Raw genomic sequence first — 22,644 nt, 5'->3', positions numbered from 1 at the left:
TCAGGCGGGGGTCTCGTCCCCGGCCCGTTCCTCCGCGTCCGCCAGCCAGAACAGCACCGGGGACAGCGTGAGTTCGAGCGCGGTGAGCGCCAGCTGGAACCAGTGCGGCCGCCCTTCGACGGCGAGGGAGAGCAGCCTCCCGAGGGCTCCCAGCAGGAAGACGGCGGTGAGCCCCCGCACGGCCGCGGCGGGAACGGGCGACTGTCGGGCCGCCCAGAGCCAGGCGAGACCGTAACCGGCGAAGATCGCGCCGAAGAACCGGCCGAGGCTGTCGATCGTCGGCCCGGCGGACTCGGCCCCCGGAATGGCGGCGTTGCCGAGCAGGACGTGGAGGAGTCCGATCGCCACGCAGGCGTACCCCATGGCCCGGGCGAGCCCCCGAAGCGCTGTGGCTCTGGTCATGTGCGCGACCCCCATCAGTAGACACGCATCTAGTAGTGGTGCGTGTCAGCGTACGGCCGCTTACTGGACACATGTCAAGTAGCATGGCGGAGTGCCGCCCCGCAGACGCCTCAGCCCCGCCGAACGCCGCGCCCAGCTCCTGGACGTCGCCGCACGGCTCTTCGCGGCGCTGCCGTACGACGAGGTGCTGATGGAGGAGGTCGCGGAGCGGGCCGGGGTCTCCCGGGCGCTGCTCTACCAGCACTTCCCCAGCAAGCGGGATCTCTTCGCCGCGCTCTACCAGGAGGTCTCCGCGCAGCTGCTCGCGAAGACGCGGCTCGACCCCGCCGACACCCTGGTCGAACAGCTGACGCAGGGCCTCGACGCGCACATCGAGTACTTCGCGACGAACCGGAACACGGTCCTCGCGGCGAACCGCGTCCTGGCCGGCGACCTTCTCGTCCAGACGATCATCACCGGTGAACTGGACGCCCTGCGCGAGCGCCTGCTCGGTGTGCTGCCGCTCGCCGACGACCGGACGCGGGCGGCCGTGTCGGGCGTCCTGAAGAGCTGGCTGGTCTTCGTGCAGGTGCTGTGCGTGGACTGGCTGACCCACGAGACCTGTACGCGCACCGAGCTCCGTGACGTGTGCGTCGGCGCGGTCGTGGGCGCCCTCCGGCCCCTCCTCGACGAGGACCCGGCCCCCGACTGGCCCCGCTGACCACCGGGAGCGGCCCGGTCAGAAGACCGACAGGCCCGTGATGGTCGTGAAGCGGTCGAGCGCCGCCACTCCCGCCACCGAGTTGCCCCGGCTGTCCAGGCCCGGGCTCCAGACGCACAGGGTGCAGCGGCCCGGCACGACGGCGACGACGGCTCCGCCGACGCCGCTCTTGCCGGGGAGCCCGACCCGGTAGGCGAAGTCGCCGGCCGCGTCGTAGGTGCCGCAGGTGAGCATGACGGCGTTGACCTGCTTGGCCTGACTGCGGGTCAGCAGACGGCTGCCGTCGGCGCGGAGTCCGTGCCGGGCCAGGAAGCCGGTGGCGAGGGCCAGGTCGGCGCAGGAGGCCTCCAGGGAGCACTGGCGGAAGTACTCGTGCAGCAGCTCGGGGACGGGGCCCGTGATGTTGCCGTAGGAGGCCATGAAGTGGGCGAGGGCCGCGTTGCGGTCGCCGTGGGCGGCTTCGGAGGCGGCGACGTCGGCGTCGAAGGCGAGGTCCGGGTTGCCGCTCTCGGCGCGCAGGAAGGCGAGCAGGCTCCCGGAGGCGTCGCCGGTCAGGCGGTGCAGCCGGTCGGTGACGACGAGGGCGCCGGCGTTGATGAACGGGTTGCGCGGGATGCCGTGTTCGTACTCCAGCTGGACGAGGGAGTTGAACGGGTCGCCGGAGGGCTCCCGGCCGACGTGGGCCCAGAGCGCCTCGCCCTCCCCGGCGAGGGCGAGCGCGAGGGTGAAGACCTTGGTGACGGACTGCGTGGAGAAGGGGCGGCGCCAGTCCCCCACTCCGTAGACCGTGCCGTCGAGTTCCGCCACGGCCATGCCGAAGTCGCGCGGGTCGCCGGCGGCGAGGGCCGGGATGTAGTCGGCCGGGGTGCCCCGGTCCGTGAGTTCGGCGAGCTCCTCGGCGATGCGGTCGAGGACGGGCTGGAAGGAGGTGTTCGTGGTCACGCGCCGCCTCGCGCCCCGTGTCCGGCGGTCGCGGCGGCCAGGCCGAGGTCGCCGTCGGCCGGCACGGCGAAGTAGCGGGCGACGTCGGCCTCCGTGACCTCGGCGAGGGTGGCCGGGGTCCAGTGGGGGTCGCGGTCCTTGTCGACGACCTGGGCGCGGATGCCCTCGACGAGGTCGGGGGTGGTGAGGGCCGCGCAGGAGACGCGGTACTCCAGGTCGAGGACCTCTTCGAGGGTGGCGAGGGCGCGGGAGCGGCGGAGCGTGGCCAGGGTCGCCTTGAGGGCGGCCGGGGAGCGCGCGAGGAGGGTCTCGGCCGTTTCCTTGGCGGCGGGCACGCCGGTGTCGAAGAGGCGCTCGACGATCTCCTCGACGGTCGGGGCGGTGTAGCAGGCGTCGATCCACTCCCGCTGCTCGGCGAGGACGCCGGCGGGCGGCGCGACGGTGTGGCGGGCGACTGCCTCCTCGGCCGGCATCTCCGTCAGGTCGCGGGCCAGGGCGGGGAGTTCGGCGGAGGGGACGCAGGCGTCGGCGAGGCCCGTGAGGATCGCGTCGGCGGCGCCGGCGTGGCCGCCGGTGAGGGCGAGGTGGGTGCCGAGTTCGCCGGGGGCGCGGCCGAGGAGGTGGGTGCCGCCGACGTCGGGGACGAAGCCGATGCCGGTCTCGGGCATGGCGACCCGGGAGCGTTCGGTGACGACGCGGACGGAGCCGTGCGCGGAGACGCCGACGCCGCCGCCCATCACGATGCCGTCCATGAGGGCGACGTAGGGCTTCGGGTAGTGGGAGATGCGGGCGTTGAGCCGGTACTCGTCCCGCCAGAAGGCGGCCGAGGCCGACCCTCCGGCGCGCGCGTCGTCGTGGATGGCGCGGATGTCGCCGCCGGCGCAGAGGCCTCGCTCCCCGGTGCCCTCGATGACGACGGTGGTGACGGCCGGATCGTGCTCCCAGGCGGTGAGCGCGCCGTCGACGGCGAGGACCATGGCGTGGGTGAGCGCGTTGATGGCGCGGGGCCGGTTCAGGGTGATGAATCCGGCCCGGCCCTCCGTCCGGAGGAGTACGTCGGGGGTTCCGGTCGGCACGATCACTCGGTCCCTTCGGGTGGCACGACTCGCTGTCCCGGCCACCGTACCGGGGCGCGTCGCACCCCCTGGGACGGGGTGGAGCGGAGGGGCGGGAAGGACTCATCCGCTTCTCGCGGATCCTGATTGCACGGTGCGCGGTCCGTGAGGGCCGCTACCCCGCGTCCTCACACCGAGTCCTTCCCGTCACCTCCATGGAACCACCGGCGGACCGGGGGCGCGAGCTCCGGTCAGCCGCAGGTGAGGCGGAAGCGGTGGCGTTCCGTGGTGATCTCGCCGGGGTCGGGCTCGCCGTTGCCGTTGGTGTCGCGGTAGACGACGTCGTAGGTCTCCCGGATGGAGAGGGTGCCGATCGGGGTGCCGTCGGGAGCGTGGAGGGTGCGCTCGTCGCGGGAGTCGATCGAGGCGACCGCGATGCGGCGGGGTTCGGTGAAGACGGCGGTGAAGCGTTCCTGGTCGACGCCGCTGTCCACGTACCGGCCGTCGGGGAAGGTCATGCGGAAGTCGAAGAGGTCGACGCCCTTGACCACCACGGCGCCCGGGGTCTGCACGACCCGGCCGATGGAGTGTTCGGTGACGGTGGCGGTGCCGAGGAGGTCGGCGGGGAGACAGCCTTCGAGGGGCACGGTGAACGTGTCGGTGCGGGTGACGTCGAAATCGTCCACGAGGACCTCGGCAGCCGCGGGGGTGACGGCCGCCGCCGCGGCGGACGCGGTGAGCACGGCCGCCAGGAGGCTCCTGGCGGCCGTGACGGAGAGGGGGTGGCGCATGGTTCTACCTCGCTGTTCACGGAACGTTTTCACGGTACGTGGTCACGAGGCCACCATGCGCCACCGGCCGCTCGGGCGCCTTCGGACGCTTCAGGCGGGCAGCAGGTCCTGGGGGACGCGCACCTGCCGGGGGGTGGAGAGGCGCAGTTCGATGATGTCCCGGACGGTGGGCCATTCCTCGTCGAGGATCGAGTAGAAGGCCGTGTCGCGGACGGCTCCGTCGAGTCCACGGGAGTGGGCGCGGCGGATGCCTTCGCAGGTCGCCCCGAGGCGTTCGATGGCGATTCTGGAGCGGGTGTTGCGGGCGTCGGCGCGCATGGTGATGCGGCGCACGCCCCAGGCCTCGAAGGCGTGCCGGAGCATGAGGTACTTGGCCTCGGTGTTGATTCCGGTGCCCCGGGCGTCGCCGGCGATCCAGGTGTTGCCGATCTCGGCGGCGTCCGGGACGGCGGTCAGCGGATCGCCGTGGGGCATGCCGGGCACCGGCGGCCACACCAGCGGGCCCCGCCAGTAGTCGAGTTCGAGGAAGCGGGTCGAGCCGATGACTCTCTCGTCGGCCGTACTGACCAGGGCGAAGGGCAGGCAACGGCCTGCCGCCTGATCGGCGAGGGCGCGGGCGATGTAGTCGAGGGCCGATTCGAGGCCATCGGGTACGGGGGTGAAGGCGTAGGCCGATCGGTCCGCCCCGCCGGCCCGGGCGAGGGCTTCGGCGTGCCGCATCGCCAGCGGCTCCAGGCGCACGGAGCGCCCGGTCAGGAGAACAGGTACTGGCACGGGTCCTCGGGTCTTTCACGGGCAGGGACGACTCCCGCCGCGGGGAGTCCGCGGCGGCAGCAGGAGGGGGTTCTCGCCCGGTGCCGAAAGTGTCGTGAGAACGACAAATGAGCAGGTAAAACGGTTCGCCACCGGGTGCGAGGAGGATCAGTATGCAGCCACAACCGCTCCGAGAACAGAACCCCGGGAGAACCTGCGTCCACGCGAGGGTGAAGCCTGCCGCGCGCCCGGTCCGGACGGTCTCACGGGCCGGACGGGGCCGCCCGCCAGTCGGACGGCCCGTCGGTTCAGACGCAGGTGGGATGGCCCCAGCCGTCGGAGTTCTTCGCGATGCTCTCGCCCTTGTCGTAGGCACGACCACAGCGGCAGCGGCCCGGGAATTTCGCGTTGAGGGTGCGGCCGGACGGGCGAGTCCCACGGGCGGAACCCCCGCCGCCGGAGCCCGCGGAACCCCCGCCGGAGCCCGCGGAGCCCCTACGGGGCGCAGAGGAGCGCGCCCGGGGCGTGGAGGTGCGCGTGGCGGGGTCGGCCGGGGGCAGTTCGGCTCCGTCGGCGGAGGCGAGGGGCTCCTGGGTGCGGGCGGAGTGGCTGGCCGCGCGGTCGGCGGCGTCGTTGAGGGGGTCTCCGTCGACCTGGTGCGCGGGGACGTACACGAAGTCGACGTCCCGGCCGGTGAGCAGCGCGTCGATCCGTACGACCAGGTCCTTGTTGGCGACCGGGGTGCCGGCGGCGGTCTTCCAGCCCTTGCGGCGCCAGCCGGGGAGCCAGGTCGTGACGGCCTTCATGGCGTACTGCGAGTCCATGCGGACCTCGGCGGGCAGCGCGGGGTCCAGGGCCTCCAGGAGGCGCTCCAGGGCCGTGAGTTCGGCCACGTTGTTGGTCGCCCGGCCGAGGGGGCCCGCCTCCCAGCGGTCGATCGCCCCGTCGGCGCCACCGATGACCCATGCCCAGGCCGCGGGGCCGGGGTTTCCCTTCGACGCGCCGTCGCACGCCGCGATGATCTTCTCCACCATCCCACGATCCTGACACGCCGACGGGGGTGGGCGGCCCCACCCCCGTCGGTGCCCGGCCGGACCGGGTCAGAAGGCGCCGTAGTTGACCTGCCAGGTGGGGAGGCCCATCCGGCGCCAGAGGGCGACGACGCGGTCGCGGTCGTCCAGGGAGACCCGGACCGCGTACCGGTGGCGCACATGGGCGTCGAAGAGCTCGGCCTTCACGAGGTCGTCGCCGCGGCCGTCGCCGGAGGCGCGCATCCACAGCTCGTCGTACGGCACCTCGTGCCGGGCGAGCCAGCTCTCGGTGAGGGCGCGGTGGTCCTCGCTGCGCCCGGAGAGGAGGACGATCCGGTCCCGCTCGGAGTGCCGGAAGGCACGCAGGGCGTCGCGGACGGAGGGGTTGATCAGGTCGCGGTCGCAGCGGCTGAAGTCGTAGGGGCCCCGGTCGACGCGGAGCGCGAGGGTGCCGTCGATGTCGCACATGACGGCGGTGGGGAGGGCCGGGTCGGGGACGTAGGGCTCGACGGCGGGGTGGTCGTTGAGCCAGTCCGCGGTGAGGCGCCAGCCGCCCCGGGTGGCCTTGGCGTGCTTGTCGGCGAGGATGCGGATGATCTCCTCGCCGACGGGCCGTTCGCGGGCGGCGTCGCGGCGGACGCACTCGTCGACGGGCACGCCGGTGAAGTCGTGGACGACGAAGGTGGCCAGGCCGGCGACGGCCGCCTTGAGCCGCTTGGGGACGTGCGGGGTCAGATGCGTGTTGTCGACGACGACGTCGAAGCCGTCGTCGACGGCGGCGCGGACCGCCGCGTCCTGGATGCCGAGCACGGTCTGCTCGTGCGTGTGGGAGCGTCCGCGCTCCGCCGCGGGGAGGTCCAGCATGGCGCGGAGGTCGTCGAGGTTGACGCGGCGCATCCGCCCCTCGGCCGCGGCCTGGAGGGCGCGGGCGGCCGTCGTCTTCCCGGAGGCCGGGAGGCCGGTCATGAGATGGACGACAGGCACGGTCAGTTCTCCTCGGCGTGGGCGAAGGGGTCGGTGGCCTCGGGGCGCAGCTGACGCCAGACGAGGAGGTCGGTGGGGCGCCCGTCGAGGCGCAGGAAGAGGAGGGCTCGCAGGGCCCGGTCGCCGAGGCCCGCGGCGGCGCGGGCGAAGGCGGCCCGGTCGCCGGCGAGGTGGGCGAGGCGGGCGTACGCCTCGTCGACGGCCCGCTCGCGGTCCGCCGCGGCCGTCTCCAGCTTGGCGATCACCTCGCGCACCCAGGCGTCGAACTCGTCCGGGACCTGTTCGAGGAGGGCGTCGAGGGGCTTGCCTCCGGAGGCCTCGACGTCGGTGACGGCGCAGCCGAGGCCCTTGGCGAGCTCGCCGGCGGGGAGGGCGGAGAAGCGCTGGATGCCGTGGCTGCGCCAGATGTCCCGCTCGGTGACTCCGGTGAGCACCTTGTGCAGGCGCACGTACTCGCTGAGCTTGGCCTTGGCGCGCAGGCCGGAGGCGAAGCGCAGGACGAAGCCCTCGGCGTCGGTGCCGGTGGCCGGGCGACCGCCGGGGAGGGTGTTGGACTCGGTCAGGGCGACGAGTTCGGCGACGTCCATGGCGGGCCAGGTGCGGACGACGGAGCCGATGGGCCGCCATGCCTCGGCGGCCTCGGCGAGGGGGAGTTCGGTGCCGTCCGCGCGGAAGGCGGCGAGCAGCACGAGGTCGCGGCGCTCGCCGTAGTTCACGACGATGCGGTTGCCCGGGTAGAGCATCTCGGCGAGGTAGGTGACGCCGGGGGTCAGGCCCGTGGTGTCGGCGGCGTCGAGGCGGCGCTGGGCCCAGGTGGCCTGGCCGCTGGTGAAGGAGCCCTTGGAGGCGACGTGCCAGCGGTCGGCGTAGTGGAAGACGACGGCGAGGCTGCCGTCGACCTTGTCGTACACCTCGAAGGGCTCGTCGGGCAGCGGGGGCGCGTAGGGGCGGTCGCCGGTGTGCTCGGAGAGGTTGAAGAACTTGGGGAGGGGGAGCGCGACGATCCGCCCGGTGGCGTCGTCGGCGACGAGTCCGCGGCAGCGCGTGGTGGCCCGGTTCCAGTGCTGGGCGTACTGGCACGCGCGCGTGTACGTGTAGATCGACAGCGGCAGCTCGGGGTGGTGCTTGCGCGTGACGTGCCCGTTCGCGAGAGCGGCGGCGAGTTCGTCGGACGGCATCAGGTCGTGCAGAGTCAGGGTCGCCTGGCTCATGGGGTCCCTCCCGTGTGTTCGATGATCCATTCTGGGGCGGGACGGCCGTGCGGGACACCGGTTTTCGCGGTGGGGCAGGCGGGCGGGGGTGCCGAGCGGGCTCCCGATCCCGGGCGTGTCGGTGGTGCCCCGTAGACTCGCCGTCTGCCCGTCGGTGACGGAACCGGCCCCAGACGAAGGAAGCGAGCCCCATGAACCACGCGGACGGCACGGCACCGATCTACGCCGAGCTCATACGGGAGCGGGGGGACGTTCCCGGTGACGTCCGCCAGACCGCCGAGGAGGTCATGCGGGATCTGAGCCGGGTGATCCAGATGCCTCCGCAGGGGATTCCCGGTCCGCAGGGCTCCGTCGTGCACGCCGGTGCGCCGCACCCCGGTGCCGGCGGCCCCATGGGCATCGGCGGGGCCGGGGGCATGATGGGCCAGGCGGGCGCCGTCGTCCCGCACCGCCCGATGCGCTGACCTCACGGGACCCGTGTCCCGGGCCGTTGTCAGTGGCGTGCGTCATGCTGCCTCCCGAAGTGGCCCGGCCCGCGACGCGGGCGGGCCTCGTGCGGTGACCCAGGGGAGGACGACATGGCCGAGGTACTGCTCTTCCACCACGCGCTCGGGCTGACGGAGGGCGTCGGCGCGTTCGCCGACGGGTTGCGGCGGGCCGGGCACGCGGTGCACGTGCCCGATCTGTACGAGGGGCGGGTGTTCGAGGACCTGGAGGCCGGCGGCGGGTACGCCCAGGAGGTCGGCTTCGGCACGATCGTGGCGCGCGGCGAGCGGGCGGCCGAGGGACTTCCGCAGGACGTCGTGTACGCGGGGTTGTCGCTCGGCGTGCTGCCCGCGCAGAAGCTGGCGCAGACCCGGCCCGGGGCGGCCGGTGCCCTGCTCTTCGGTGCCTGTGTGCCGGTGGACGCGTTCGGTGCGGCCTGGCCGGAGGGCGTTCCCGTACAGGTGCACGGGATGGACGCCGATCCGTACTTCGCCGGCGAGGGGGACCTGGAGGCGGCGCGCGCGCTGGTGGCGGGCGCCGAGGACCGGGAGCTGTTCCTGTACCCGGGCACGGCCCATCTGTTCGCGGAGCGCGGTGCGCCCGACCACGTGCCGGAGGCGGCCGCGCTGTGCGTCGAGCGGGTGCTGTGCTTCCTGGACGCCCTCAAGGCCTGAGCCTCGCGCGGCGGGTCAACCGATCGGTGGACCCCTGGGTCGGCCGTCCCGCTGCCCGGGAGGGGACGGGCGGCGGATCCGGCGGTGGCGGGCGCGGGCGGAGGATCGGGGGCAGGGCGCGGGCACCCCGGCGGGGCCGTCCGCGCGGTCGCCGTACCGAGGAGTCCGTCATGCCGAAGTCCCGCCGTCCGTCCCGTGCCGCTCGGGTGCTCGTGCCCGGCGCGGTGGCCGCGGTCCTGCTCACGGGCTGCGCCCAGGGCTCCGGGGGAACGGCTTCCGCCACCGGTGCGGCGACGCCCGCCGGGGCCTCCCCCACGGCCGGACCGGCCGGTCCCGGCTCCCCCGTCCCCGTGACGCCGGGCCCGGACGGCGCGGTCGCCCCGGGCACCCTGCTCGTCACCGACTTCGGCTCGGACACGGTCACCTTCGTCGACCCCGCGCGGGGCGCCACCGGTTCCGTGAAGGTCGGCACCGCGCCGTACGGTCTGGCCGTCGGCGAGGACGGGCGCGCCTGGGTGGCGACCGCCGAGGGGGTGGCGGTCGTGGACACGGCGAGCCGCGAACGCCTCGCGCTGATCCCGTACCGCACGGACACCGGGCCGGTGACCACGGGCGAGTACCGGGGCGGCGGCATGGGCATCGCGCTCGCCCCGGACGGACGGCGAGTGTACGTGGGGGTCAACGTGCCCGGCGGGAACGGCACCCTGGAGGTCGTCGACACGGCGGCGCTGAAGGTCACGGACACCGTCCCGGTCGGCCGGCGCCCCTTCGACGTGGACGTGTCGCGGGACGGCGCCGAGGTGTACGTGACGAACCACGACTCCTTCGACGTCACGGTCGTCACGGCGAGGACGGCGGCCCCGCGCCGGATCCAGGTCGCCCCGTACGGCACGGAGGGCGGGCTCGGCTCCTGGCTCAAGCCGCACTACACGGCCGTGCGGCCCTCGGACGGGAAGCTCCTGCTGCCCTTCGAGGGCGAGCGGCTCGCGGTGGTCGACCCCGGGACGGGCCGGACGACGATCGAGCCGATGACCGCGAACACCCATCAGCACGGCGCGACCGTGACCGCCGACGGAACGCTGCTGGCCGTCGGCACCGGGCCGATCGACCCGGACGTGGACCGCGGCCCCTCCCTCACGGTGCGCACGCCCGGCGGGGCCGAGCGGGTCTACCCCCTGGAGGGTCCGCACGAGAGCGTGGCCGTGTCGCGCGACGGCCGCACCGCCTATGTGACGGGCGGCTTCACCCGGGACGGGTACTGGGACGGTCTGACCGTCGTCGACCTCGACACGGGCGACACCCGCCGTCTCCTCGCGGGCTCCCGGCCCCTGGGGGTCGCGCTCCTCTGACGCACGGCGCCGTACCGGCGCCTCAGCGCCGGGGCGGCAGGACGGTGAGGACGCGCTCCACGAAGGCCTTGAAGTCGGTCATGAAGTCGGTCAGGAACTGCTGGGTCGTCGGGTCGGTGACCTCGCCGTCCTCGCCGAACAGCCCCGGGGTGAACTGGATGTACGCCTCCGGGGCGTTCATCTGCGGGGAGTTGCAGAAGCTGAGCACCGACCGGAGGCTCTGCTGCGCGACGGCCGTGCCGATCTTGCCGGGCGAGGCGCCGATGACGGCGGACGGCTTGTGGATGAAGGAGTTCGTGCCCCAGGGGCGGCTGGCCCAGTCGATGGCGTTCTTGAGGGCGCCGGGGATGGACCGGTTGTACTCCGGCGTCACGAAGAGGATCGCGTCGACGGCCGCGATGGCCTCCTTGAGCGCCTTGCCCTCGGGCGGGTAGTCGGCGTCGAAGTCGTGGTTGTAGAGCGGGAGGTCCTTGATGGGGATCTCCCGGAACTCGAGGCCGGGGGGCGCGACACGGATCAGGGCCCGGGACAGGATCCGGTTGATGGACTTCGTCGAGAGGCTGCCGACGAAGTAGCCGACCTGGTAGGTGCTCATGCGCGCTGTCCTGCCTTCCGCTGGGGGCTTCCGGAGGCCCTCCACGGGGCCTTCGCGGGACCTTCTGTGAGGCCTTCCGCAACGTAACCCGATGAGCGATATGCCACCAATCACGATAAAAAGGGTTACCCACGGCTCATAGGGAAAGGCGGACAGCGTGACTCGACCGAGGATTCTCGTGGTGGGCGCCGGCTTCGCCGGAGTGGGCTGCGTGCGGCGGCTCGAACGGCGCCTCGCCGAACGGGAGGCGGTGATCACGCTCCTCTCCCCGTTCTCGTACCAGCTGTACCTGCCGCTGCTTCCCCAGGTGGCCGCCGGCGTGCTGACCCCGCAGTCGGTCGCGCTGTCCCTGCGGCGCAGCCGGCGGCACCGGACCCGGATCGTCCCGGGCGGCGTGGTCGGCATCGACACGGCGGCGAAGGCCTGTGTGGTGCGGACGATCTCCGGCGAGTTCGTGACGGAGCAGTACGACCATCTCGTCCTCGCGCCCGGCAGCGTGACCCGCACCTTCGACATCCCGGGACTCGCCGAGCACGCGCGCGGGATGAAGACCCTCGCGGAGGCCGTCTACATCCGCGACCACGTCATCGCCCAGCTGGACCTGGCGGACGCGAGCGACGACGAGGAGGAGCGGGCCGCGCGGCTGCAGTTCATCGTGGTCGGCGGCGGGTACGCCGGGACGGAGACGGCCGCCTGTCTCCAACTGCTCACGCACAACGCGGTCAAGCGGTACCCCCGGCTCGACCCCGCCCTCATCAAGTGGCATCTGGTGGACATCGCGCCGAAGCTGATGCCCGAGCTGGGCGACAAGCTGGGCGCCGCCGCCCTGGACATCCTGACGAAGCGCGGCATCGAGGTGTCGCTCGGCGTGTCGGTGGCCTCGGTGGACGAGGAGTCGGTGACGCTCACCGACGGGCGGGTGCTGCCGAGCCGGACGCTGATCTGGACGGCCGGCGTGGCCGCGAGTCCGCTGATCGGCACGCTCGGCGCGGAGACCCTCCGGGGCCGGCTCGTCGTCTCGGCCGAGATGGACGTGCCGGGCCTCGACGGGGTGTGGGCGCTGGGCGACGCCGCGGCCGTCCCCGATCTCGCCAAGGGCGAGGAGGGCGCGATCTGCCCGCCGACCGCGCAGCACGCGATGCGGCAGGGCAAGGCCGTCGCCGACAACCTGGTCGCGACGCTCCGGAGCGAGCGGACCCACCCGTACACCCACAAGGACCTGGGGCTCGTGGTCGACCTGGGCGGCATGGACGGGGTGTCGAAGCCGCTCGGCGTGGAGCTGCACGGAGCGGCCGCCCAGGCCGTGGCCCGCGGCTACCACTGGGCGGCGCTGCGGACCAATGTGGCCAAGACCCGGGTGATGACGAACTGGCTGCTCAACGCCGTCGCGGGCGACGACTACGTACGGACCGGGTTCCTGGCCTCGAAGGCGGGGACGCTGCGGGACTTCGAGTACACCGACGCGTACCTGACGCCGGAGCAGGTCCGTCGGCACACGGGCTCGTTCCGCGGGGCGGTGGGCCCGGGCGGCGGGCACTGACTCCGCGCGGCGATCGGGCCGGGCGGCCGGAACCGGCTCAGCGCGGCGGTCGGGCCGGGCCGCCGAAGCCGACTCAGCGCGGCGGTCGACCCCGACGGCCGGAACGGGCTGCGCGCGGCGCCAGGTGTGCGGCTTCCGGCGCCGCGCGGGCCGTCACCGCGCGAGTTCGGCCGCCGGCCCCATGACGACGACGGGTTCCGCGGCCGGGTCGAGGGCGCGCAGGAGTTCGCGCAGCGCCTCCCGCTCCAGGGCGACGCAGGCCTGGGTGGGGCCGCCGTGGTCGACGTGGATCCAGACGCCTCCGCCCTTCTCGTCGCCGAGGGGGCGCTCCTTGTCGAGCGGGGTACGGCCGGACACCCGGTTGTAGTCGATGGCGATCACATGGTCGAAGGAGCCCTCCAGCGGTTCGCCCATGAAGCCGGTGCCGCTGATGTCGAACTGCTCGTCCTGGTCGTACGGGAGCCGGGCGCCGGGATCGGGCAGCCGCCCGCCCGCGTCGCCGAGCCGGAAGACCCCGATGGGGGAGCGCAGGTCGCCGGCCGTGTGGTCGGCGGTCCAGCCCTCAAGGGCGTTGCGGGCGGGCCAGGGCCCGGCGGTCTCGATCCAGCCGCGTGCCGGGTCGTACCGGTACAGCGTGGCGGTGGCCGTGTTGGAGTCGGCGCCGGCCCCGGTGACGACGAAGGCCTGGGTGGTGTCGTCGGGCACGTGGGCCTGGGTGGCGGGGCCGACGCCGGGGATCCGGGGTGCGGGGGCCGGGGCGGAGGCGAGGTCGTTGGCGGCCGCGGCCGGCGGGCCCGGGGCGGGGCGGCTGTCGCCCGAGGTGGGCGCGGACGTCGGGGCGGGCGCGGGTGGGGCGGGGCTCGCGCAGGCGGTGAGCAACAGGGCCGCGCACAGCGTGCCGGCGCTCAGCAGCGCGGGGGCGCCCTTGCGGACGGGCATGGGACGGCATCCTCCTGGCCGGGGGCAATGCAGCGATCCGTACCCGTTCGGCGGGCGGCACTGCCACCACGACCGCGCCCTCACCCGTACGGCCGCTTCCGCGGCGGGCACGGCCCGTCGAGCCGGCGCCCGGAGGGGCGCGTCACCCGGGCGCCCCTCCGCCACCCGACCGGTCGCGTGCCACGGGGAGCGATCGGCCTGCTGACGGGACCTCATACCAGGCCACCCTCTTCGGATTGGCCCCTGCCGACGCGCTGGCGGCCTGCCTACCCTGGGGCCATGCATCCCACGCTCGCCGCCGACCTCGCCCGGCTGCCCGAACTCCTCCAGTCCGTCCGCGACTTCGCGGCCCATGAGCTTTCCAGGGTCGGTGAGCGGCCCGTCGCCTCCCCCGCGAAGGCCCCCGAGCCCGATCCGCTGCCGACGGGAGGCGTCGGCGCGCAGGGTGCGCTCGACCGGTTCGCGCAGCGCTGGGAGCCCGGGTTCTCCGGCTCGGCGGGTCCGCGCTACCTCGGCTTCGTGACCGGCGGCGCCACCCCCGCGGCCCTGGCCGGCGACTGGCTCACCGGCGCCTACGACCAGAACGGCTCCAGCGGCGGCGGCTCGACCGTCGCCGCCCTGGAGCGCGAGACGGTGGGCTGGCTGCGGGAGCTCTTCGGGCTGGGCGAGGCGCACGGGGGCGCGTTCGTCAGCGGTGCCACGATGTCCAACACCGTGGGGCTCGCCGTCGCCCGGGAGTGGCTGGGCGAGCGTCTGGGCGTTTCGGTGTCCCGTGCCGGGGCGGCCGCGCTCGGCCCGGTCCACGTGCTGTCCGGCAGCCCGCACTCCAGCATCACCAAGGCGCTGTCCGTGCTGGGCATCGGGCGGGACCGGCTGCGGTCGGTGCCGCTGCTCGGCGGGGAGCGCGAGGCCGTGGACGTGACCGCGCTGGCCGAGGCGCTGGAGTCGCTGGACGGGCGGCCCGCCGTCGTGGTGGCGAACGCCGGGACGGTGAACACGGTCGACTTCGACGACCTGCGGGCGATCGCCGCGCTCAAGGAGCGGTACGACTTCTGGCTGCACGTCGACGCCGCGTTCGGCGCGTTCGCCGCGCTCTCCCCCGCCCGTGCCGGGCTCGTCGACGGGCTCGACGCGGCCGACTCGATCTGCGTGGACCTGCACAAGTGGCTGAACGTCCCGTACGACGCCGCCGTCCAGTTCACCCGCCGCCAGGACCTCCAGGTGCGGGTCTTCCACAACGAGTCGCCGTATCTCGGCCTCCCCGCCGGGACGCCCGACTTCCTCCATCTGACGCCGGAGAACTCCCGCCGACTGCGCGCCCTGGCCACCTGGTTCTCGCTGACCGCGTACGGGCGCGAGGGGCACGCCGAGATCGTCGAGCGCTGTGTCGCGCTGGCCGGACGCCTCGGCGAGGGGATCTCGGCGGTGCCCGGGCTGCGGCTCCTCGCGCCGGTGCACCTGAACGTCGTCTGCTTCACCCTCGCCGACGGTCCGACGGCGGAGCGGCTCGCCGCCGTGGCGCGGGCGGTCGCCGACTCCGGCGAGGCGTTCCTGACCCCCACGGTCCTGCACGGCACGCCCGCGCTGCGCGCCGCGTTCAGCAACTGGCGTACGACGGAGGAGGACACGGACCGGGTCCGGGACGCGCTGGCGCGGGCGGTCCGGGGGCTCCCCGCGGCGGGGGACGCGTGAGCACCGGCCGACGGGCCGCCGGGGCCCGCCGAAAGCGGTTGACCCGCCCGACGGGGCGCGGTTTCCTGCTCCGATGAGTGATCTTCGTATCGAACGGGCCCGGACCGGGGAGCAGCTCGCCGACTGGCGGGCCGTGCACAACACGATCATCCCGACGGCGGTGCTCTCCCCCGAGGAGGTGCGGGAGCGCGCGGGCCGGAACCGGCTGGACGTCGCGTACCTCGGGGACGTGGCGGTGGGCTGTTCGACGGTGCGGCCGCCGGACGAGGAGACTCCGGCGGCGACCGTCATCGCGCGGACGCTGCCGGAGTACCGGGGGCGGGGTTTCGGGACGGCGCTGTACGAGCGGGGGCTCGCGCACGCGCGGACGCTGAGCGACGAGGGCGTGGAGACGGTGGTCCTCGCCTCGAACGAGGAGGGGCTGCGGTTCGCCCTGGCGCGCGGCTTCGTGGAGGTGGAGCGGTACGTCCTGCCGGGCGACACGATCCCGTTCGTGGCGCTGCGCCTGGCCTGACGCCACCCTTTCTGACGGATCGTCAGAAGATTGCGTCGCGGGTCTGGGAACCTTCGGGGCCCGGCGCTACCCTCCGCGCATGATTCGGACGGTGGTGTGGGGTACCGGGAACGTCGGACGCGCGGCCATTCGCGCCGTGGACGCCCATCCGGGTCTCGAGCTCGCGGCCGTGCTCGTGTCCGACCCGGCCAAGGTGGGCCGTGACGCGGGCCGGCTCGCGGGGCTCGGGCGCGATCTCGGGGTGGTCGCCGGCGACGACGTCGGCGCGGTGCTCGACGGGCGGCCGGGGGCGGTGGTGTACGCGGCCTCCGGCGACACGCGGCCCGACGGGGCGCTCGCCGACGTGGCGCGGGCGGTGGCGGCGGGCGCGGTGGTGGTGACGCCCGCCCTGTATCCGCTGTACGACCAGCGCAACGCACCGCCCGAGTTCCGGGATCCGGTGCTCGCGGCGGTCGCCGAGGGCGGCGGTTCGCTCTTCGTGTCGGGCGTCGACCCGGGCTGGGGCAACGACGTGCTGCCGCTCCTGGTGAGCGGGCTCGCCGCCACGGTGGACGTGATCCGCTGCCAGGAGATCTTCGACTACTCGACGTACGAGCAGGAGGAGTCGGTCCGGGAGCTGGTGGGCATGGGCCGGCCGATGGAGTACGAGCCGCCCATGCTGTGGCCCTCGGTGCCCACCATGATCTGGGGCGGCCAGGTGCGGCTGATGGCCCGCGCGCTGGGGGCCGAGATCGACGAGATCCGCGAGACGCTGGAGCGGCGCCCGCTGGAGGCCGCGGTGAGGACGCGGACGATGGGCGTGTTCGAGGCGGGGACGCAGGGCGCGGTCCGCTTCGAAGTGCAGGGGATCGTCGGCGGGGAGCCCCGCATCGTGATCGAGCACGTCACCCGGATCCATCCCTCGTGCGCGCCGGACTGGCCGGTGCCCCCGGACGGCGCCGGCGCGCACCGGGTGATCGTCGAGGGGAGTCCCCGGATCGAGGTGACGGTGGCGGCGACCGCCGAGGGCGAGAACCGTTCGGCGGGCGGGAACGCCACGGCGGTGGGACGGCTCGTCGGGGCGATCGACTGGCTGGTGGCGGCGGAGCCGGGACTGTACGACGCGCTGGACGTGCCGCTGCGGCCGGCGGTCGGGAAGCTGGGAGGGAGACCACGGTGATCATCGACATTCCCGAGGGCCAGGAGCCGATCGGGTACGTGTGGGGCGACATGGTCCCGGAGATCGGGACGGCGGCGGCGAACTTCTCGCTGTCCGTGTACGCCCATACGACCCTGGGGCTGCGCGAGTTCGAGGCGGCGCGGCTGCGGATCGCGCAGATCAACGGCTGCGGCTTCTGTCTGGACTGGCGCACCGACCGGGACGGGGTGAAGGTCGAGGAGGGGTTCGACGAGCTCGTCGCGGCATGGCGGGAGACGGAGGTCTCGGAGGTCTTCGACGAGCGGACGCGGCTCGCGGCCGAGTACGCGGAGCGGTACGCGCTCGACCACCACGGCCTCGACGAGGAGTTCTGGGCGCGGATGACGGCGCGGTACAGCCAGGCGGAGATCGTGGAGCTGACGATGAGCCTGGGGTCGTGGCTGGCGTTCGGGCGGCTCAACCGGGTGCTCGGGCTCGACACGGTGTGCGTGCTGCCGACGCACTGAGCGCCGCGGAGAGGGGCCGGCCGGGGTTCCGGCCGGCCCCTCTCCCCCGTACCGGCGGTCAGAAGTCCTCGGCGACGATCCGTTCGATGTTGCGTTCGGCGAGGGCTGTGATGGTGACGAACGGATTGACGCTGGTGTTGCCGGGGATCAGGGAGCCGTCGATGGCGTAGAGGCCGGAGTAGCCGTGGAGCCGGCCGTAGTTGTCGGTCGCCCGGCCGAGGACCGCGCCGCCGAGCGGGTGGTAGGTGAGGTGGTCGCCCCAGATCTTGTACGCGCCGAAGAGGTCGGTGCGGTAGATCGTGCCCTCCTTGCTGTTGATCTTGTCGAAGATGGACCTGGCCATGTCGATGGACGTCTGCTTCCAGGCCCGGTCCCAGCTCAGGTCGACCCTGCCGGTGGCCGGGTTCCAGGAGAACTCGGCGCGGCGCGGGGTGCGGGTGATGGAGAGGTAGAAGGAGGCGTAGGTCTCGATGCCGGTGGGCAGCGGGGCGACCTCGGCGAAGGCGCCACCGGCGTCCCAGTTGTCGATGCCCGCGGTGGGCATGGAGGACTGGAGCTTCCCGGTGGGGTCCCACATGTGGTTGGCGCGGCCGCACATGACGTTGCCGTTGTCGCCCCAGCCCTTGCCGATGTGCTCGTTGAGCGACGGCAGGGCGCCGGTCGCCTTGAGGCGGGTGAGGAGCTTGCTGGTGCCGACGCTGCCGGCGGCGAAGAAGACCCGGTCGGCGCGGACGGTCTTGGTGACGAGGGTCGCGCCGGTGGTGTCGATCTGGTCGATGACGACGGTGTAGCCGCCGGTGGCGGCCGGGCTGACGGAGGTCACCCGGTGGAGCGGGGAGACGCTCACCCGGCCGGTGGCGGCGGCCTGGGCGAGGTACGTCTTCTGGAGGCTCTTCTTGCCGGCGTTGTTGCCGTAGATGACCTCGCCCGCCAGGGCGGACTTCTGGACGGACCCGGCGGCCTCCTGCTTCATGTAGTCCCAGTCGTAGACGTTGGGCACGAAGACGAAGGGGAAGCCGGAGCGCTGGGCGTGCTTGCGGCCGACTCGGGCGTACTGGTAACAGTCCGCGTTCTCCCACCAGTTCACGTCCACCGGGGTGACGCCCAGGCCCGCGTTGGCGCGCGGGTAGTAGGTGGCGTACATCTCGGCCGGGTCGACGGTCGGGAGGATCTCCGGGAAGCGCTCCCGGAGCGGGGTGACGGCCATGCCGCCGTTGACGAGGGAACCTCCGCCGATGCCGCGCCCCTGGTAGACGGTGATCCCGGCGAAGTCCTCGGCGTCGAGGATGCCGGTGTGGACGGGCACGTCCTTGTCGAGCGGGAAGCCGAGGAACTGGCTCAGCGGCTGCTTGGTGCGGGTGCGCAGCCAGAAGGAGCGGTAGTCCGGGGTGGTGGTGTTGGCGAAGATCTTGCCGTCGGGGCCCGGGGCGTCCCAGGCCATGCCCATCTCGATCATGTGGACGTCCACGCCCGCGCGGGCGAGCCGCAGGGCGGCGACGGAGCCGCCGTAGCCGGTGCCGATGACGAGGGCGCGCACCTGGGAGCCGTCGGTGATGGGGGTGCAGTTCAGGCCGGGGACCTCGGCGCGGGCGGGGGTCGCGATCGCGCCGGCGAGGGCGGCGGCGCCGAGAACAGAACCTGTTCCCGCGAGAAAGCTGCGGCGGCTTACGCGGTGTTTTCCCTGGGCGTTCAAGGGGTGTTCACTCATGTGATCTTCCTCACTCGCGAGTGAATGGAAACACGTTCTACGACCGGCCGCCGAGGAAGTCACGAGAAACTGACGGGTAACTTCAGGCCGGACACGCCCTCTTGATCGCCTCTGCTATGTACGCGGCGTGGGCCCGCGCCCCGGGCAGCAGCTCCGCCAGGTCGAAGACCTCCACCGGGGGCGGGCCGAAGAGCGGCGCGTTCCCGGCGAGTGCCCTGGTGACCAGCGGGGCGAGGTCCGGGCAGGGCGTGGGGGCGGGCGTCGTGCCCGCCTCGAACGCGCCCCGCAGCCACTTCCCGTCCAGGAACTCGCGGACGGGCGGGTGCCGCCAGGGACGGATGTCCCCGTGGACGACGATGCTCAGCTCCACGGGCCGGGCGGGCCCTTCGTACGCCCGCGCGCCGGAGACGGCGAGCAACGCGTCGACGGGGGCGCGCCGTTCGGCCCCGGTCGTGCGGCGGCGCAGGGTCACGAGGACGTCGATGTCACTGCCCGGCCGCAGCCCGCCGAGCACGGCCGCGCCGTGCAGGCAGGCGGCGGGGACGTCGACACCGTCCACCTCGCGGACGAGGTGGACGATCTGCCGGGCCTGGCCCCTGGACGTCAGGGGGCCTGCTCCTCCGGATGTGACGGGCGCGGGGCCCGTCACCGTACCGGAGGAGCGGCGGAGCGGGCGGTCATGCGGGGGACGGGCCCGGGACGGCCGTGAGGGTCGGACCCGGGGCATCGGCCAGGGCCTGGCCCGGGGCGCCGGTGAGCCGCTCGGGGGTGAGGAGTTCGGCGAGGCGGTGGGCGGGCAGCAGGCCCTTCTCCACGGTGAGCTCGACGACTCCCCGGCCGGTGGCGAGCGCCTCCTGGGCGATGGCCGTGGCGGCGGTGTAGCCGAGGTGCGGGTTGAGCGCCGTGGCGAGGCCGATGGAGTTCTCCACGGCCGCCCGGAGCGCCTCGGCGTTGGCGGTGATGCCGGTGACGCAGCGGTCGGCGAGGGTGAGGCAGGCGGCGCGCAGCGAGAGCAGGCTCTTCGAGAGGGCGTGGAAGATCACCGGCTCGAAGGCGTTGAGCTGGAGCTGTCCCGCCTCGGCCGCCATGGTGATGGTGATGTCGTTGCCGATCACCTCGAAGGCGACCTGGTTGACGACCTCGGGGATCACCGGGTTGACCTTGCCGGGCATGATGCTGGAACCGGCCTGCACCGGCGGCAGGTTGATCTCGCCGAGGCCCGCGCGCGGCCCCGAGGAGAGCAGCCGCAGGTCGTTGCAGGTCTTGGAGAGCTTGACCGCGATCCGCTTGAGGACCCCGGAGAGCTGGACGAAGGCCCCGCAGTCCTGGGTGGCCTCGATGAGGTTGGCGGAGGTCACGAGCGGCAGGCCGGTCAGTTCGGCGAGGTTGCGCCGGGCGGTCTCGGCGTAGCCGGGGGCGGCGTTGAGGCCGGTGCCGATGGCGGTGGCGCCGAGGTTGATCTCGTGGATGAGTTCGATCGCCTCGGCCAGCCGGCCGCGGTCCTCCTCCAGCATCACGGCGTACGTGGAGAACTCCTGGCCCAGCGTCATGGGCACCGCGTCCTGGAGCTGGGTGCGGCCCATCTTCACGACCTCGCGGAACTCCAGGGCCTTGGCGGCGAAGGCGTCCTGGAGGACCGCCATGGCCTTCAGGAGCTCGCGGGCGGCGCCGATCGCCGCGATGCGGATCGCGGTCGGGTAGACGTCGTTGGTGGACTGGCCGAGGTTGACGTCCTCGTTGGGGTGGAGCCGGCCGTAGTCGCCCTTGGCGTGGCCGAGGAGCTCCAGGGCCCGGTTGGCGACGACCTCGTTGGCGTTCATGTTGGTGGAGGTGCCCGCGCCGCCCTGGACGACGTCCACGACGAACTGGTCGTGCAGGTGTCCCGTACGGATCTCCCGGCAGGCCCCGGCGATGGCGTCGGCCTTGTCGGAGGGCAGCAGACCGAGCTCCTCGTTGGCGCGGGCGGCGGCCTCCTTGACGGCGGCGAGCGCGTCGATCAGCAGCGGGTAGACCGAGATGGGCGTGCCGGTGATGGCGAAGTTCTCGGTGGCGCGCAGCGTGTGGACGCCCCAGTAGGCGTCGACGGGGACGTCCCGGTCGCCGAGCAGGTCGTGCTCGCGGCGGACGGGAACGTCGTGCGGGGCCGGTGCGGGAACCATGAGGGGCCGTCCTTGGGGAGAGGAAGGGGGTGGGATGCGGGTGTGCGCGGCGCCGGGGGGCGCGTCCGGTGTCCACGCGTGCGCGTACGGCCCCGGTGGCCGTTTCCGGGCACGGCGGAGCCGCCGGGCTGGCCCGGCGGGCGCGGTGCGCCGATGGGGGAGGTTGATTCCGGCTCGCGGGCGGGCGGGGGGATGCGCCGTCCGCGAGCCGGGGCTCTGGGGTGCGCCTGTCGGACTCCGGTCCGGAGGACAGGCCTGGGGGAAGGTCGGGTCAGTCCCTACGCGCGGGCGGCGACCGCCGAGGCCGAACGGGAGCCGCCGGTGGCGAGGGCCGGCTCGGCACGGACCGGCCCTTCGAGGAGGCGGCGCAGCAGGGCGGTGCCGCGGGCGGGGTCGCCCGCGCCGGTGGTGCCTTCGGCGAGGAGCGTGGAGAGGAGGGCGATCCGCGCCTGGCCGGCCCGGAGGGTGCCGGTGAGCAGGGCCCCGGCGGCGACGAGGTCGACCGCGCCGCCGCCGGTGTATATCTCGGCCAGCGGTCCCGCGGGGACGCGGGTGGTCACGGCGACGAGGACGCCCTGGGCGACCGCGTCCGAGACGGCGGCGGCGATCTCGGGCGTGGCGTTGCCCGCGCCGGTGGCGACGAGGACGATGCCCCGGGCGCCGGCGGAGACGGCCGCGTTCAGGAGGAACGGGTCGCCGTCGGAGTGGTGCGTGATGATGTCGACGCGGGGCAGCGGGGTGGCGTCCGCGGCCCCGGGCGCCGCGGTCCGCGCGGCGGCCGGCAGGGGCAGCGGGGCGGGGCGCTCCGGCTGCCGCTCGATGTCGACGCGGGAGAACCCGACGCGGCCGAGGCGCTCGGCGGAGGGGTCGGAGAAGGCGTCGGCGGCGAGGGTCTGGGTCTTCACGGTGCCGCGCGCCGCGTGGACGCGTCCGTCGAAGACGACGAGGACGCCGAGGTCGCGGACGGAGGCGGCGACCTGGAGCGCGTCGTAGAGGTTGCCGGGCCCGTCGCCGTCGCCGGTGCCGAAGGGGCGCTGGGCGCCGGTGAGGACGACCGGCCGGGAGTCGGCGTGGTGGAGGTCCAGGAGGAAGGCCGTCTCCTCCAGGGTGTCGGTGCCGTGGGTGACGACGATGCCGTCGACGCCGGGGTCGGCGAAGGTCTCGTGGACGGTGCGCAGGAGGGCGAGCTGGTGGGCCGAGGTCATGCGGGAGCTGTTCACGTTGAACAGGTCGACGACCTCGACGGTGACGCCCTCGGGGAGGGGCGCGGTGGCCAGGACGTCGTTTCCGGAGGCGTCGGCCGCGTAGCCGGTGCCCTGCCAGCGGCTGGCGATCGTGCCGCCGGTGCTGATGACGACGATCCGGCGTGCTCCTCCGTCGTTCGTCCGCTTCATGCCTGCCGTCCTTACTCCGTGCCCATGTCTGCTGCGCTCGCAACGATAGGTCAGGCAGTGCGCAAGGCGATTGCGAAATCA

The 22,644-nt window shown here is 73.6% G+C and carries 23 protein-coding genes; 9 read left to right on the top strand and 14 right to left on the bottom strand.

The window, feature by feature from the left end:
• Positions 1–402, bottom strand: a complete 402-nt coding sequence (locus BLW86_RS34720; protein ID WP_093879030.1) for a DUF4345 domain-containing protein — start codon at positions 400–402, stop codon at positions 1–3.
• A 91-nt stretch (positions 403–493) separates the two neighbouring features.
• On the opposite strand from BLW86_RS34720, the gene BLW86_RS34715 reads away from it, so the two are divergent.
• Positions 494–1,102 (top strand): TetR/AcrR family transcriptional regulator, encoded by a 609-nt coding sequence (locus BLW86_RS34715; RefSeq protein ID WP_093877689.1) that lies wholly within the window; start codon positions 494–496, stop codon positions 1,100–1,102.
• Between the two features lie 18 nt (positions 1,103–1,120).
• On the opposite strand, the gene BLW86_RS34710 is transcribed toward BLW86_RS34715, so the two are convergent.
• The 7 genes from BLW86_RS34710 to BLW86_RS34680 form a co-directional block, all read right to left on the bottom strand.
• The gene (locus tag BLW86_RS34710; protein WP_093877688.1) at positions 1,121–2,044 is read right to left on the bottom strand and encodes a glutaminase; all 924 of its coding nucleotides are present in this window, start codon (positions 2,042–2,044) and stop codon (positions 1,121–1,123) included.
• Positions 2,041–3,126: an enoyl-CoA hydratase/isomerase family protein gene (locus BLW86_RS34705; protein ID WP_093877687.1), complete on the bottom strand. Its 1,086-nt coding sequence runs from the start codon at positions 3,124–3,126 to the stop codon at positions 2,041–2,043. Before BLW86_RS34705 ends, BLW86_RS34710 begins: the two co-directional genes overlap by 4 nt.
• 224 nt (positions 3,127–3,350) lie before the next feature.
• The gene (locus tag BLW86_RS34700; protein ID WP_093877686.1) at positions 3,351–3,890 is read right to left on the bottom strand and encodes a hypothetical protein; all 540 of its coding nucleotides are present in this window, start codon (positions 3,888–3,890) and stop codon (positions 3,351–3,353) included.
• 90 nt (positions 3,891–3,980) lie between these two features.
• A complete protein-coding gene (locus BLW86_RS34695; protein WP_093877685.1) occupies positions 3,981–4,664 on the bottom strand; it encodes a GNAT family N-acetyltransferase in 684 nt (227 codons plus the stop codon).
• A gap of 287 nt (positions 4,665–4,951) precedes the next feature.
• On the bottom strand, positions 4,952–5,677 hold the full coding sequence (locus BLW86_RS34690; RefSeq protein ID WP_093877684.1) for a ribonuclease H family protein: 726 nt from the start codon (positions 5,675–5,677) through the stop codon (positions 4,952–4,954).
• A 66-nt stretch (positions 5,678–5,743) separates the two neighbouring features.
• Positions 5,744–6,658: a phosphatase domain-containing protein gene (locus BLW86_RS34685; protein ID WP_256341522.1), complete on the bottom strand. Its 915-nt coding sequence runs from the start codon at positions 6,656–6,658 to the stop codon at positions 5,744–5,746.
• Positions 6,659–6,660: 2 nt separating this feature from the next.
• The gene (locus tag BLW86_RS34680; RefSeq protein WP_093877683.1) at positions 6,661–7,869 is read right to left on the bottom strand and encodes an RNA ligase; all 1,209 of its coding nucleotides are present in this window, start codon (positions 7,867–7,869) and stop codon (positions 6,661–6,663) included.
• Positions 7,870–8,060: 191 nt separating this feature from the next.
• Here BLW86_RS34680 and BLW86_RS34675 point away from each other — a divergent pair, with 191 nt between their 5' ends.
• The 3 genes from BLW86_RS34675 to BLW86_RS34665 all read left to right on the top strand — a co-directional run bounded on the left by BLW86_RS34675 (position 8,061) and on the right by BLW86_RS34665 (position 10,378).
• Positions 8,061–8,333, top strand: a complete 273-nt coding sequence (locus tag BLW86_RS34675; RefSeq protein ID WP_093877682.1) for a hypothetical protein — start codon at positions 8,061–8,063, stop codon at positions 8,331–8,333.
• Between the two features lie 114 nt (positions 8,334–8,447).
• Positions 8,448–9,029: a dienelactone hydrolase family protein gene (locus BLW86_RS34670; RefSeq protein ID WP_093877681.1), complete on the top strand. Its 582-nt coding sequence runs from the start codon at positions 8,448–8,450 to the stop codon at positions 9,027–9,029.
• Positions 9,030–9,199: 170 nt separating this feature from the next.
• Positions 9,200–10,378, top strand: coding sequence for a YncE family protein (locus tag BLW86_RS34665; RefSeq protein WP_093877680.1), 1,179 nt, complete (start codon positions 9,200–9,202; stop codon positions 10,376–10,378).
• A gap of 22 nt (positions 10,379–10,400) precedes the next feature.
• On the opposite strand, the gene BLW86_RS34660 is transcribed toward BLW86_RS34665, so the two are convergent.
• On the bottom strand, positions 10,401–10,973 hold the full coding sequence (locus BLW86_RS34660) for an NADPH-dependent FMN reductase (RefSeq protein WP_093877679.1): 573 nt from the start codon (positions 10,971–10,973) through the stop codon (positions 10,401–10,403).
• 157 nt (positions 10,974–11,130) lie between these two features.
• Here BLW86_RS34660 and BLW86_RS34655 point away from each other — a divergent pair, with 157 nt between their 5' ends.
• Positions 11,131–12,513 carry an NAD(P)/FAD-dependent oxidoreductase gene (locus BLW86_RS34655; RefSeq protein ID WP_093877678.1) on the top strand — a complete coding sequence of 461 codons (1,383 nt, stop codon included), beginning with the start codon at positions 11,131–11,133 and terminating at the stop codon, positions 12,511–12,513.
• A 153-nt stretch (positions 12,514–12,666) separates the two neighbouring features.
• Here the strand turns inward: BLW86_RS34655 and BLW86_RS34650 are convergent, their stop codons facing one another.
• Entirely contained in the window at positions 12,667–13,452 is a 786-nt protein-coding gene (locus BLW86_RS34650; protein WP_093877677.1) for a L,D-transpeptidase family protein, read from the bottom strand.
• Between the two features lie 279 nt (positions 13,453–13,731).
• Between BLW86_RS34650 and BLW86_RS34645 the strand changes: the two genes are divergently transcribed.
• From BLW86_RS34645 to BLW86_RS34630, 4 genes are all read left to right on the top strand, one after another.
• On the top strand, positions 13,732–15,144 hold the full coding sequence (locus tag BLW86_RS34645) for a pyridoxal phosphate-dependent decarboxylase family protein (RefSeq protein WP_093877676.1): 1,413 nt from the start codon (positions 13,732–13,734) through the stop codon (positions 15,142–15,144).
• 73 nt (positions 15,145–15,217) lie between these two features.
• Positions 15,218–15,658 carry a GNAT family N-acetyltransferase gene (locus tag BLW86_RS34640; RefSeq protein ID WP_093877675.1) on the top strand — a complete coding sequence of 147 codons (441 nt, stop codon included), beginning with the start codon at positions 15,218–15,220 and terminating at the stop codon, positions 15,656–15,658.
• Between the two features lie 79 nt (positions 15,659–15,737).
• Complete coding sequence (locus BLW86_RS34635) at positions 15,738–16,817, top strand: NAD(P)H-dependent amine dehydrogenase family protein (RefSeq protein WP_093877674.1); 1,080 nt, start codon at positions 15,738–15,740, stop codon at positions 16,815–16,817.
• The gene (locus BLW86_RS34630) at positions 16,814–17,302 is read left to right on the top strand and encodes a carboxymuconolactone decarboxylase family protein (RefSeq protein ID WP_030689080.1); all 489 of its coding nucleotides are present in this window, start codon (positions 16,814–16,816) and stop codon (positions 17,300–17,302) included. Before BLW86_RS34635 ends, BLW86_RS34630 begins: the two co-directional genes overlap by 4 nt.
• A gap of 58 nt (positions 17,303–17,360) precedes the next feature.
• Here the strand turns inward: BLW86_RS34630 and BLW86_RS34625 are convergent, their stop codons facing one another.
• From BLW86_RS34625 to BLW86_RS34610, 4 genes are all read right to left on the bottom strand, one after another.
• Positions 17,361–19,010: a GMC oxidoreductase gene (locus BLW86_RS34625; RefSeq protein WP_093877673.1), complete on the bottom strand. Its 1,650-nt coding sequence runs from the start codon at positions 19,008–19,010 to the stop codon at positions 17,361–17,363.
• An 82-nt stretch (positions 19,011–19,092) separates the two neighbouring features.
• Positions 19,093–19,569 (bottom strand): hypothetical protein, encoded by a 477-nt coding sequence (locus tag BLW86_RS34620; RefSeq protein WP_177181839.1) that lies wholly within the window; start codon positions 19,567–19,569, stop codon positions 19,093–19,095.
• 118 nt (positions 19,570–19,687) lie between these two features.
• Complete coding sequence (locus tag BLW86_RS34615) at positions 19,688–21,169, bottom strand: aspartate ammonia-lyase (RefSeq protein ID WP_093877672.1); 1,482 nt, start codon at positions 21,167–21,169, stop codon at positions 19,688–19,690.
• 278 nt (positions 21,170–21,447) lie between these two features.
• Positions 21,448–22,563, bottom strand: a complete 1,116-nt coding sequence (locus BLW86_RS34610; RefSeq protein WP_093877671.1) for an asparaginase — start codon at positions 22,561–22,563, stop codon at positions 21,448–21,450.
• Positions 22,564–22,644: the final 81 nt, after the last annotated feature.

Origin of the sequence: Streptomyces sp. TLI_105, assembly GCF_900105415.1 — a bacterium.
Classification (GTDB): Bacteria; Actinomycetota; Actinomycetes; order Streptomycetales; family Streptomycetaceae; genus Streptomyces.
This window is presented reverse-complemented; position numbering and strand designations above follow the sequence as displayed.